Below are 12,208 nucleotides of genomic sequence, written 5' to 3'. Positions count from 1 at the left end.
TCATCCCGCGACTTGATCGCGGGATCCAACTTAAAATTAATAATATTAGTATTTTTTATTGCTTTTATGGACCCCGTGGTTAAGCCACGGGGTGACACAGTAGATTTTACCGATCCACGAAGCCTACGGCTGCTCGCAATGACGACTTATATTAACATCAAAGCGGGACTCTCTATAAACTTCTTAAATGCTGCTAAAAATTCAGCACCGACAGCTCCGTCCACTACTCGGTGATCGGCAGAAAGAGTTACGTCCATAATTGTTGCTATACTTATTTGATCATTCTTGATTATAGTGCGTTTTGAGCTGCTACCGACGCCCATTATACAGCTTTGCGGCGGGTTAATTATAGCATTGAAATTCTTAATTCCATACATACCGAGGTTAGAAATGGTAAACCCTCCGCCTTGAAACTCTTCAGGGGTTAATTTATTATCTTTTGCTTTCTTTATTAATTCTTTCATCTCACGGGATAGCTCTATAATATTTTTTTGATTAGCATTTTTAACTATCGGCGTAACAAGCCCATTTTCAATTGCTACCGCTACTGAAATGTCAACATTATTGTAATATCTAATCGCATCTTCCCCCCAACTAGCATTAGCACTTGGCGCTTCTTGCAGAGCTTTGGCTACTGCTAAAATAATAAAATCGTTAACTGATATTCTTGATGATTTATCTTCTGCAAAAGATTTATTGATATCTTCTCTCATATCTAACAATTTATCAACATTACATTCTATAGATAAATAAAAATGTGGAACTGTTTGTTTAGATTCAAGCAGACGCTTGGCTATAATCTTGCGGATGTTATTATTCGGTACTAAACGATATTCTTCAGGATTTCTACTAACTATTTTATTATGAACAGTGCTAGGAGTATATGATAAGATATCTTGTTTGACTATTCTACCGTGCGGTCCGCTACCTTTTACGCTCTCAAGCTTAATATTCCCCATTTTTGCAAGTCTTTTCGCAAGAGGTGAGGCGAATATTTTACTTTTATCATGATTTGTAACTGCTAACTGCTGTTCTATATTAGAGTGTTGTACAGCTATATTCTCGGAGGATTTTGGAAGGTTAGCATCTGCTTTTGGTGATAGTGATACACTACTATTTTTTGCAATGAACGCATCAATATTGGCTATGTCTTCTCCCTCTTCGCTTAACACGGCAATTAAAGAGTTAACAGGTACATTTTGGCTATTTTGCGGGATAACTATTTTGGCAAGTATTCCCTCGTCTACTGCCTCTACTTCCATCGTTGCTTTATCGGTTTCAATTTCGGCAATTACTTCCCCAGGATTAACTTTATCCCCCTCTTTTTTTAACCACCTAGCTAGATTTCCTTCAGTCATAGTTGGAGATAAAGCAGGCATTAAAATTTTAATCGGCATAATATATTTAGATTTGTTATTTTATTGGTTGTTATTTAACGGTAATTTATGTCATTCCTGCGAAAGCAGGAATCCAGTATAAAGCGAGATAAGTCGAGCTTTTAATTTCAAAAATTTGCTGTATTTATAATTTTTTTTGGATTCCCGCCTACGCGGGAATGACATAAACGAGCCATGCAACAACGCCCTTCGCTCCTCGCAATGACGTTATTGCACCTTAATATCAGGGCTAACTATCATTATCATCTGCTTACCTTCCATTTTAGCATGCTGATCGATTTTAACGAGTCCTTCTAACGCTACTTCTATACGTTTAAATAATTCTTGCCCGACTTCTTTATGAAGAATCTCTCTACCTTTAAACCATAAAGAAATTTTTACTTTATCGTCGTCTTTTAAAAATTCTTTTATTTTTCTTAGTTTAGTTTCAAAATCACCTATACTAATATTAGGTTTAAATTTCATTTCTTTAAGTACGACGATTTTTTGCTTTTTGCGTGCCTCATGCAAACGCTTTTTGCTTTCATACTTAAACTTACCGAAATCTAAGATTTTACATACAGGAGGTTCGGCATTCGGTGATATTTCGACTAAATCAAGACCGGCTTTGTCAGCCATGTCAAGTGCTTCTCTAATATTTACGACGCCGTGCATTTCACCGTTTTCGCCTACTAGACGAACTTCTCTAGCTCTGATTTCTCTATTAGCCTTAGGAAAATTATTTTTAGAAATAAAATTTCTCCGTATTATGTTTATAAATAAATATATATTGCATTTAACTTATTTTATTTAAAATTACAAGTAAATAAAATATTTTATCTTTAATTTTATTTAGAAAGTTTTAAAAAAAATTGAAACTACGAGGCAAATTCCAAATATTAATAAACAGATTCGTGTTAATTTAGCGATTCTTTCCTGCGTTTTCAAGTTTTTTAGATCTATAGCATGTTTATGAGCTTGTTCTTTTTGCGCCATATTCATTAATTCTTGTAAAGTACCGGGATAAATATTCTCATACTCACTGATTAAATCAATTGGCGGTAATATATGTTCAAATTTTTTACGGTAAAAATTATTATCAGACTCGTTTACACTAAAAGTCTTAGCATAACCTTTATTTAATCTATTATTTTTGTTAAAAAAACGTTTAGTCTCTTTCATATTCCTTTTTTATTTTTTGAAATGTATACAATATATTACTTTCAACTATTTTAAAATAATCAATTAATTGCGTTTCTTTTTTTTGCTGTTGTTTGGAGCTTTTCATATTTATTATATTCTTTAGCTCTGCATATACTAGTTTTATAAAATTTTGTTTCATTGATTATACTAAATTTATAAAATCTTTTTTTGGTATCAGCGGTTCGCCCCTAAAATTTATAGCATTATTAAATTTATTGCAACAGGTTATAAAATTTTTATCACATCCGGCAGTAATTTTTACTTCCTCGGCATCTTTAGCATAATCTGGTATAATATCCTCTAATATAATCAAATCGCCGAAATTACTTAGAACTTTACTGCTAAAACGATTGTCACCGAATATAATTTGACCGCCGTTATAATAGCCGTTTTCTTTATCTAAATCTAGTATTCTTAAACTTTCTTTGAGTATTTCTTTAACCTTATATATCCCGCTATATAAATTTTTATCTATTTTACATTTACTATCTCCGAAAGCCACTCTACAGGTTTTACTATATCGATTAATTACGGTTTGATTATATTTTACCGTTTCAGGTTTTAAATGTATTTTAAAACTTAAGTCATATTTTGTATATAAAGTGCAATAATATGTGATAAAATGCTCAAAAACACCTTCACTATATATTATTAGTTTAACAATAGCATTATTTAAATCCATCGCCGTCGTAATGCCTTTCTCTTCAAAAATACCTTCAATAATTATATGATTTTGTGCAGAATCGTTAAATTCCGCTTCTTTTAAATCTAAACCTGAATTCGGTAAAAAAACTATATCTTCATTTTTTATAATATGATCGCTATTTGTTAAATTTAATTCCTCACCACTTGCTAGCTTAATTTGGAAACAATAAACAAAATTCGTGAGCCTTGTAATTACTTCTTCAATGGTAATACTCATATAGTCACCTCAATTAATTCTATATCGGATAACGCTATAGAACCATCACTGCAATATGAATATTCAAAGCTATCTATGCTAAATCTAACAGCTACGTCAAAAGTAAAATCAGCAGCTAAAGTTGCATCTTGTCCTAAAGAATTCGGAAGTGTTATAGTGCCGTCATTGTAATCAATTATACCCATAGTCGTTACGTTATTATTAACAGGTTTGGTAATCACTCGTTCATAAGGAGCAATAGCATCGCTATATATCTTTTTTAACTGAAATTTATTTAAATTACCGTCACCTTTAGCAATAATTTCGCTAATTCCTTTATAATCCGCATAATCCCTAAACCTAAAAACAAAGTTACTTCCACGTCTTGCTTTAAAAAAGCTATTAAATTGCTCAAATTCCGTATTACTTAACCTTGCGTTTTTTATCAAATATTTTTGACAGCCATAGTTGCGATCTAAATGTCTTGCTTCTCTACCTGATTTAGTTATAGCATGAGAAGTGGAAAATTCCGGCTTTCCAACGGCAAAACTTTTAATAAATTCCGGCATGCGTATATCGTGAAAATTCATAAGATACCTAAAATTACATGTGTGATGTCATTCCCGCGTAGGCGGGAATCCAAGAAAAATAAACACAAATACAGCAAATTTTTAAAATTAAAAGCTCGATTTATCTCGCTTTATGCTGGATTCCCGCTTTCGCGGGAATGACATTGTTTTTCTAAATTCTTTACAAGATCACTTAAAGCATCAGCAAAATCATCAAAAATTGCTATAACTTTTTCAGCATTTTCTTCTTCATATGTGTGAAATGCAAATTCTCTTACTTCAATAAATTTAAACCACTTTTTTGGATCAGAAATTAAACCGCTAATAGCGGCTTCTCGAAATATTTCTTTTAAAGTATAAGGTGTTTTACCTGCTTTCTCGCAAAAACGTTTCATTGTCTTCCAAGCCGCTTCATAACAAAATTCAAAAGCTTGAATACTACCTGCTTTATTCTGCTCAGTATCTAAATGTTTACGAAACTCCTCAAATTTATTGCAAGATTTTAACAAACTACTTATATCTAATCCTTCAATTAAATGCATTTTATACTCCTATTTTTTGCTTTAAATGTCACCCCGTGGCTTGACCACGGGGTCTAGTCTTTTTAAATTTTCCTGGATACCGTGGTCAAGCCACGGTATGACAGAGAGAGCCTTTCAACAACGTCTGATAATTCATTACCAGTTTTGTACTGACTAAATCTTTGCTAGTTTGAAACTCTATTTTATTTGCTTTTATCCCTGCAACATTTTCAAATGAGTGATGTTCTATTTTATCACTTATTTTACTAGCAAGACTTAGAGCAATATTACGATTTTTATCATTAGTAAAGATGCATATTTCAAATTCCAGCTGCATTATATTTTGTACATTAGTCGATATATTATTAACATTCAATATGTTAACAAGTAAGAACGGACATTTTGCATCTTGGACAACGGAAAAATATATTTTATTAATTTTAGTTTTTATTTCATTATCGTTTATAAGTAATTTATACAAACTTAGCTGAAAATTATAGATAAAATCATGATACATATATTTCCAACGCTATTATATTTAAAAATTTACTCTTTTCTTCAACGTTAATGGTTCGTTTAATTTCAAATTCTCGCTCTTTAAATAAAATACGCATTTTAGTAGTGATATTTTTTATAAATCTTATTCTAAATAAAAAATATCCTTCCGTTATTATATGTCCAAAGTTTATTTTTTCTAAAGCAAGAAATTTACTGTCACATAGCGGTTTAATTTCAGCATAACTTGTCAATTTTTCTACCCATCTATCTTCCTCCATTCCCTCTCCTGCAATATTTTCTAAAAACTTAATTTGATGCTGAAAATTTTTCACGATTGTTTTTTGCATGTTTTTACCTCATATTTGTATATGTCTATAAGGCAAATATAAATTTTTCACCTCTTTTGACAGACCAATACAATTTGTAGCTTGACGATCATACATCTCGGCTATATGTAGCATTATTCCGTGTTTTATAGCATGCGGGATATTGTTTTTATCGTAACCGCTTATATATTCTACCGTCAGCTCTTCATTATTTAATGCCTTATTTAGAGTAAAAATATCCTGCTCAATCATATAATCATCCGCCGTTAAATCATTTTCTCGATTTTTAAATTTTTTTGTTATTTTTAATATTTTAAATATAGGATTATATTTTAATGAAAACTTCCCTTTTCCTGAGATATTACAAATAAATTTTATTTGTTTTGAGATAAAATTTAGCTTAGTAAAATTCTCTGCCGCAGTTATTGCAGCATCAATTAATCCGACTATTAAATCGTCATCATAACTTGCTTCCACCCGCATATAATTTTTCACCTGCTCTAAACTCCACACTTCTTGCGGAAATGTTTTTATAATTTGAAAATTATTTTTTTGAACATAGGTAACCTCTTGAATCATTAGGCGTCATTGCGAGGAAATTGCATAGCAATTGACGAAGCAATCTCAGGAGTTTGTTATTATTTCATGAGATTGCCACGCTCCCTACGGTCGCTCGCAATGACGAAGACAAAGTATTAACCAAACACACCAATCTTAATAGCTTCCTGGTTTACCACATCACCCCCTACTCTTTTTACGGCATAGAATTTAACAAAAGGCTTTTCGGTATAAGGATCACGCATAATATTAATACCGCTTCTATCTACTATTTTATAACCTGCTTTAAAGTCACCTATCGCTATAGCATTTCCCTTTTTATCTATAGGCGGCATATCGGAGCTACAAACTACCGGTACTCCAAATATAGTTTGCTTAAAGGAATCTGATAAAGATTGCTGCCAAATAAAACGTCCTTGATTATCTTTAAGCTTCTGTACTTCCGATAAGGTAATACGATTCATTAGCAAAGTTGCATTCGCTAAATATTCTTCTTTAAGCGAATTGATAAAATCAAGAACCCCATCGGCGGTGATTTTATTACCCATTTTAACTTTCTCGATTTTATCATGATCAGACGATAAAATACCTCTAGGTTTTTTTATGCCGTCACCGTTTATAAACGCATTATTTTCCATTTTAACGAAGCTATCACGCAATCTTTCACCTAACCAATTTTCGACTCTGATAGTCGCATCATCAAGTAATGCCTGGCTAGCTTTAGGTTGTGCGTATAACTCATGAACGAAAATTCTTTGCTGCTTTAATTTTGCTGCTGGAGTTTCTTCCCTTGCTTCTACCTCACCAATCCAGCCACTGCTAAATTTGCCATCCTCGCTTATTATATCTAGTGCATTTGTAGAAATCGTTTCAATTGAAGCTAGTCCTCTCATTGGGGATCTAGCATTTATTTCGGTAATGATACTGTTATATAAAGTCTGTAATATTAAAACGCCTCCTGCTTCCGTACTACTATTCAAAGATGATTTTTGCATAAGCCCATTATCTTCGCCTTTACGTACGTAATTAATAAAAGAGTTTTTTTGTTCCTGATCTTCTATATTGATACTAGTCGGTCTTTCGAGAATATTTTGTATATTATACACTTTTTCTTCTAACTCATTGATTTTACCTTGATATTCTACATCTTGACTTTTAGTAATATATAAAATTTTAGCACTTTGATTAGCAGGAAAAGTAACAATACTTATCTCTAAAAGCTCTGCTTCGGTAATTACTCTTTGCCTTGCATCATTATAAACAGAGTTTTTTATATAAAAGCCGATAGATAATCCGTCTATTGCTCCTTGCTTTATAAGCTCTATCGCCTCTACCCCTGCTTTGACCTTATTATTTATCACCGCTTCCATTTTTAAACCGTGATCATCTTCGGCAAGGTGCGTAATAATTCCGATAGGTTTTTTACTATCATGTTGCCAAAGAAATTTTACGTTATGGTGAGAAGCATTTGCAAAAGCTCCTTTAACAAGAGTATCATTATGATGATCTTTAAGGTTATAAACACTCGCATAGCCGATAATTGCTACCTCATTATCGGTTACGGACTTTATTTCCATATTGTCGAAAGTTTGATTGCTGTAGATTATTTTTTTCATATATTTATTACCTATTTTCCGTTGTCACCCTCTGACTTGATAACGGGGTGCATTAAGATAATATAACTGAAAAAATGCTAGCACTAAGAGGGGGGGTTTATGGATCGAAAAATATAGTGTCATCCCGTGGCTTGACCACGGGATCCATAAAAAAATTTAAAAAGACTGGATCCCGCGATCAAGTTAGCTAGGATGACAAGAGTAACAATTAACATATCAAACATTTACTATTATCAGTAGAGTTTGAGTCTATTAAAGGTACTTCTTCAAGTTTTTCTGTTTCTTCTTCCGGCATTTCAAAAGATAATAATGTTGAATAAGAATATTCAAATTTACAAAAATGCCATGTTTTATCAAATTGCTCATTGCAATCGTTTATAATTTTTTTTAATATCATCACCTACGTATTTAAAATTAGGATAATAAAATAACATATTAGAAGTGATAGTAATAGCAAGACTATCTAGCTGATTTTCTAAACACTTAGTATTAGTAATGATTCTTAAAGGAGTATTTTGGCATGATTTATATCCAAGTTTTTGACCTATCAAGATAATATAATCACCAAAAACTAAATCCGGTAAAATATCGTAAATAGTACCGCTATAATAGAGCTGAGATAGAGGCAATATTGCCTCTTCTTCACCAAGCAGCATAGCACAGGTAAAATTTTCTACTGCATTCTCAAATAGCAAATTAATTGCTTTTTTAGCATAGGAAGGCCACTTATTTTGAAAGGCAAAAAACATTTCCTGTTGCCTTAAACCTTCTTTAAGCAATTGATTTACCGGTGATAAATAAAAGATTTTATTGTTTTTTATAGAATTAAACATTTGACAAAGCAATTATTATTTTTTTCTGTACCTTCACCTAACACAAGAGCTTCTGTTTGTTGTGTGGTATTAAATTCTGTTTGCTGAAATTGAGCAAGCATAGTAGGCGTGATTAAGGGAGGAGGTTCTTTATTATCAGTATTATTATATTTTGTCTGTTCATTTACTTTAGAAAGCAGCACTAACACGCTTAAACTATCATTTTTTTTAAGCTTATCTAATGGTCCACTTAATTCTAACGATGTATCAGCCTGCGTTAATAGTTCCGGAGTATTAGATTCGTTTTGTGACATATTATCTATAATACCAAATATGTCTTTTATTTCAGTATCTTTTATACATTCAATAATAGCAGATTCAGCTTCCTTTTTTATTGTGTCGGTTATTTCTGATTTATATTTTGAGCTAGAAATTAAAATAACTTCAGTACATTTTACAGCCAAAATTCTAAGTTTTTCTGGTAAAGGATTATCACTTTTATAATCCGAAACCATACAATGTTGATCACCGCATTTTTTTTCCTATTGAAAGAATAAAATCTCCCTTAATATCATCTTTTTCAACTGACCAGCCGTTATAGTAAAATTGAGATAAATAATAGGCTGCACCGCTTTGACCGCAAAAGAATACTTCTTTTAATTGTTGATATAATCCACTTATAATCTCTATATTTTTAGCGGTTATTATTAATTCATTATTTGCTGATCGAATAAGCGGTCGGTTGATGTCATCTAAATATTGTTGTTGTGCTTCTCTAAACATTTCATCAGAAGTTAATTTTTTATCTTGGTTATTCATCATTATTTTTATCCCTTTATTTTTTTAAGATATGGTGCAGTTTGTTGCTGCATTGATTAGGTCATAGTCATCTATTTTATTACATTTTATATCCGTGTCATCATTATGAAAGCTTTTTATATATTGATATTCAGGCACTTTTATATGCATAACTTGTTCGCTTTCAAATTTCTTGGCATTTTCTGAATTTTGATGTATAGATTCCCGAATCTCTAGATTAGTAAATTCCATTGGATTTTTTCTACATTCAAAATCAATTTCATCGGCAATTAATCTATATTTAGGTAAAACTTTCTTATTAATAGCTTCAATCATACATTTTATATTATTAAGAACTAAACATTCAGGAGTCGTATTATTAAGATATTCTATTTTTGTATTTATAATAATTTGAGCGTTTGCTACAAGAGTAATATTAGTAGATTTTGAGAACTCAGAAATATTATCTAGCTTTAAATTTTCTATGTAATATTTTTGAACAATAGTTATTAAATTACTTAAATCCGGTGCATTAATTTCAAAATTATTTTTTTTGTTATAAGATTTTTTAAGAATTCACAAGCATCTTTACTGCCTAAAATCATCGCCCCTTGGAAATATAATATAGATTTTATATATATTTCTTGTTGTTCATTTTTTTCTTTTAATGATGAGGCTTGATTATAATATTTTATACCTTCTTCATATAAATATTCAGGGGTTAGTGTTACAATTTGTAAATTTTTAACAGTAGTTTCTTTCATAATCCATATCCCTATAATATATTACACGAACTATCTCCTGAGGTTATTACCTCATCTCCGTCTTTAGAATAGTTTTCTGGTACATATATATATGGGAAGTTATTAAGAGTAAGATTAAACTCTTTAATAATTTTATCCTCATTAACCGCGAAAGGATTGTTACTATTTTGCTTTTGACATATTTCAATAGCTTTTACGTGAGTAACAACACTTGGTTTTAAAAATTTTGCATTAATATCTCCTGACAATAAGGAAGTATTTATACATTTTTCATTCTCAAGTTCTCTTCCGACTAAGACCATAATATCTCTAAATTGTGTTATATTTATATTTTGAAGTTCATAATCAGGTATTTTTTTATTACTTCGTCATATAGTTCTACTAAACCTTCAGATGCGTTATTATTACCGGTAAATAATGCACATTTAAAAGCTTTTTCAATTTTTAAGAAATCCTGTGTTAAAGTACGAATATTATCAGAAGAAAGATTTTTAAATTCCTTTAATTGCTCGTATGCATTTTGTAAAAACGCTTGAGACACATAACTTGAATCGTTATTCTCTTGGGGCATATATTTATTACCTTGTTAAATTAGAGCTTAAGTAATGGTTAACAATAGTTAAACCAATAATTTAAATTTAGTAATATTTTTGCTAAAAGGAAAGTTCGGCAGTAGAAAAAGAGATTATTTTTTTGGAAGGTAGTTGTAATATTATTCTGCCGGTATTATCGATATCTTTAAAAAGACCGGTTACTATATCATTTTGATGCTTAACGGTAATATTTTCATGTAACTTATAGGCATGTTCTAACCATTTTTCTCTAATAAAAGAAAAACCGTTATTACCCCAAATTTGATAGTATTTTTCAAAATTCTCTATTAATTTTTCAAGTAAAGCTTGCGGCTCTATAGGCGGTAGATTTTCGCTTATTAAGCTAGTAGTAGGCTGGTCGATATTATCAGGGTGATAGATAATATTAATGCCGATACCGATAATAATGTAATAATTATTTTCTACTTTAACGGATTCAAGAAGTATACCGGCAATTTTCTGACCGTTAATTAATACATCATTCGGCCATTTTAGCTTCACATTGTCATCCCGTGGCCCCGTCACTGGATCTATTTTTTTGGATCCCGTGGTCAAGCCACGGGATGACATAGTATCATAAACGGCAAGTGCTACAACAAAAGATAATTGCGGTAGTAATTCTATCTCTTTATCAGGCTTTATTAGTAAACTTGTATGTAAATTACCGGAATTAGATCGCCAGTTTTTACCGCTTCTACCACGTCCATTAGTTTGAGATTTGGCAAGCACGACATAATTTGACTCGACTTTACCATTCTTAGCAATTCTCATAGCTTCAGAACTTGTACTATCTATTTCATCAAAAACAACTAGTTTAAATTTACTTATGTTCATTTTTTAGTAACCGTCATTGCGAGGAGCGAAGGGCGTTGTTGCATGGCTCGTTTTATGTCATTCCTGCGAAAGCAGGAATCCATCATAAAGCGAGATAACCTCCGCTTTTAATTTCAAAAATTTACTGTATTTATGCTTTTTTTAGATTCCTGCTTTCGCAGGAATGACATAGGGAACGGGAATGACATAAAAACACCTAATCACCCCCTACTCCTCTGGCTGCTAGCTACCTCATGTTTGTTTTGAATTTTTGGTGCTTCGCTTTTACTTTTAGTTATAAAGCTTTCTAAATCTTGTTTAGTAAATTTAAACTTAGCAATATTTTCATCAAAGGTTTTAGTCTTGTCAAATCTTGCATCTTTATTTTTATCTATTCCAAGCACCTCAATGAAACTATCTTTTATTTTACTTGAAGCGGCAGGATCATTTAATGTATGCAGCAAAGCTTTCAATGAGTTTGTATCGGCTTTTAACGTATTATTACGACTAGTAGCTGCAATAATTACATATTCTTTAAGGTCCTTTTGCAGTTCTTTTTCGTTTAATGCTCCGGTTTTACAAAATGATAATAGCATTTTTGCTTTATCATTATGATTTTCAATAACACCATCCTGCCATTTAGAATTATTGTTTTCCTTTGACGGAATAAACATTTCTAATAATTTAGCTCCAAAAGTTTTATGTAAATTTTTATTATCATAAACTTCATAAACATTTAGCAGAAATTTTTGATGGTCAAATGTTTTATCGGCTTTTTTTCCTAGTTCATGATTATTTAAATATTCTCTAGTTTGGCAATATCCTTTAATATGCAAATAATCAGAATATTTTTGTGCATC

At 31.3% G+C, this 12,208-nt stretch carries 18 protein-coding genes and 3 pseudogenes; all 21 read right to left on the bottom strand.

Going from position 1 to position 12,208, the window contains the following annotated elements; genetic code table 11:
* Positions 1 to 146 precede the first annotated feature (146 nt).
* Positions 147 to 1,397, bottom strand: a complete 1,251-nt coding sequence (locus AC1Z7D_RS03315) for a pyruvate dehydrogenase complex dihydrolipoamide acetyltransferase (RefSeq protein ID WP_482601945.1) — start codon at positions 1,395 to 1,397, stop codon at positions 147 to 149.
* Between the two features lie 207 nt (positions 1,398 to 1,604).
* Entirely contained in the window at positions 1,605 to 2,093 is a 489-nt protein-coding gene (gene infC, locus AC1Z7D_RS03310; RefSeq protein ID WP_482601947.1) for a translation initiation factor IF-3, read from the bottom strand.
* 135 nt (positions 2,094 to 2,228) lie between these two features.
* Entirely contained in the window at positions 2,229 to 2,558 is a 330-nt protein-coding gene (locus AC1Z7D_RS03305) for a DUF2335 domain-containing protein (protein ID WP_482601943.1), read from the bottom strand.
* Positions 2,559 to 2,721: 163 nt separating this feature from the next.
* Positions 2,722 to 3,096: pseudogene (locus AC1Z7D_RS03300) on the bottom strand (phage BR0599 family protein); the annotation flags it as partial.
* A 12-nt stretch (positions 3,097 to 3,108) separates the two neighbouring features.
* Positions 3,109 to 3,501: pseudogene (locus tag AC1Z7D_RS03295) on the bottom strand (baseplate hub domain-containing protein); the annotation flags it as partial.
* A complete protein-coding gene (locus AC1Z7D_RS03290) occupies positions 3,498 to 4,070 on the bottom strand; it encodes a phage distal tail protein, Rcc01695 family (protein WP_482601941.1) in 573 nt (190 codons plus the stop codon). The pseudogene AC1Z7D_RS03295 and the gene AC1Z7D_RS03290, both read right to left, overlap by 4 nt.
* A gap of 110 nt (positions 4,071 to 4,180) precedes the next feature.
* Positions 4,181 to 4,591, bottom strand: a complete 411-nt coding sequence (locus AC1Z7D_RS03285) for an HI0074 family nucleotidyltransferase substrate-binding subunit (protein WP_482601939.1) — start codon at positions 4,589 to 4,591, stop codon at positions 4,181 to 4,183.
* An 85-nt stretch (positions 4,592 to 4,676) separates the two neighbouring features.
* Entirely contained in the window at positions 4,677 to 5,087 is a 411-nt protein-coding gene (locus tag AC1Z7D_RS03280; RefSeq protein WP_482601937.1) for a hypothetical protein, read from the bottom strand.
* The gene (locus AC1Z7D_RS03275) at positions 5,077 to 5,415 is read right to left on the bottom strand and encodes a phage head closure protein (protein WP_482601935.1); all 339 of its coding nucleotides are present in this window, start codon (positions 5,413 to 5,415) and stop codon (positions 5,077 to 5,079) included. Before AC1Z7D_RS03275 ends, AC1Z7D_RS03280 begins: the two co-directional genes overlap by 11 nt.
* A gap of 9 nt (positions 5,416 to 5,424) precedes the next feature.
* A complete protein-coding gene (locus tag AC1Z7D_RS03270; protein ID WP_482601933.1) occupies positions 5,425 to 5,973 on the bottom strand; it encodes a head-tail connector protein in 549 nt (182 codons plus the stop codon).
* A gap of 116 nt (positions 5,974 to 6,089) precedes the next feature.
* A complete protein-coding gene (locus AC1Z7D_RS03265; protein ID WP_482601931.1) occupies positions 6,090 to 7,568 on the bottom strand; it encodes a phage major capsid protein in 1,479 nt (492 codons plus the stop codon).
* Between the two features lie 208 nt (positions 7,569 to 7,776).
* Positions 7,777 to 7,965: a hypothetical protein gene (locus AC1Z7D_RS03260; protein WP_482601929.1), complete on the bottom strand. Its 189-nt coding sequence runs from the start codon at positions 7,963 to 7,965 to the stop codon at positions 7,777 to 7,779.
* Positions 7,931 to 8,401 carry a hypothetical protein gene (locus AC1Z7D_RS03255; RefSeq protein WP_482601927.1) on the bottom strand — a complete coding sequence of 157 codons (471 nt, stop codon included), beginning with the start codon at positions 8,399 to 8,401 and terminating at the stop codon, positions 7,931 to 7,933. The genes AC1Z7D_RS03260 and AC1Z7D_RS03255 overlap by 35 nt, the downstream gene beginning before the upstream one ends.
* Positions 8,386 to 8,895, bottom strand: coding sequence for a hypothetical protein (locus AC1Z7D_RS03250; RefSeq protein WP_482601925.1), 510 nt, complete (start codon positions 8,893 to 8,895; stop codon positions 8,386 to 8,388). Before AC1Z7D_RS03250 ends, AC1Z7D_RS03255 begins: the two co-directional genes overlap by 16 nt.
* 10 nt (positions 8,896 to 8,905) lie before the next feature.
* Complete coding sequence (locus AC1Z7D_RS03245; protein WP_482601923.1) at positions 8,906 to 9,202, bottom strand: hypothetical protein; 297 nt, start codon at positions 9,200 to 9,202, stop codon at positions 8,906 to 8,908.
* A 21-nt stretch (positions 9,203 to 9,223) separates the two neighbouring features.
* Positions 9,224 to 9,514 carry a hypothetical protein gene (locus AC1Z7D_RS03240; RefSeq protein ID WP_482601921.1) on the bottom strand — a complete coding sequence of 97 codons (291 nt, stop codon included), beginning with the start codon at positions 9,512 to 9,514 and terminating at the stop codon, positions 9,224 to 9,226.
* A gap of 182 nt (positions 9,515 to 9,696) precedes the next feature.
* Positions 9,697 to 9,942, bottom strand: coding sequence for a hypothetical protein (locus AC1Z7D_RS03235; protein ID WP_482601919.1), 246 nt, complete (start codon positions 9,940 to 9,942; stop codon positions 9,697 to 9,699).
* A gap of 11 nt (positions 9,943 to 9,953) precedes the next feature.
* Positions 9,954 to 10,244, bottom strand: a complete 291-nt coding sequence (locus tag AC1Z7D_RS03230; protein ID WP_482601917.1) for a hypothetical protein — start codon at positions 10,242 to 10,244, stop codon at positions 9,954 to 9,956.
* A 23-nt stretch (positions 10,245 to 10,267) separates the two neighbouring features.
* Complete coding sequence (locus tag AC1Z7D_RS03225) at positions 10,268 to 10,513, bottom strand: hypothetical protein (RefSeq protein WP_482601915.1); 246 nt, start codon at positions 10,511 to 10,513, stop codon at positions 10,268 to 10,270.
* A gap of 82 nt (positions 10,514 to 10,595) precedes the next feature.
* Positions 10,596 to 11,369, bottom strand: a complete 774-nt coding sequence (locus AC1Z7D_RS03220) for a biotin--[acetyl-CoA-carboxylase] ligase (RefSeq protein WP_482601913.1) — start codon at positions 11,367 to 11,369, stop codon at positions 10,596 to 10,598.
* Between the two features lie 200 nt (positions 11,370 to 11,569).
* A pseudogene (locus AC1Z7D_RS03215) lies at positions 11,570 to 12,208 on the bottom strand (esterase); the annotation flags it as partial.

The organism is Rickettsia sp. (assembly GCF_965035265.1).
Note: the sequence above shows the minus strand (reverse complement) of the source record. Positions and strands in the feature narration are given on the sequence as shown.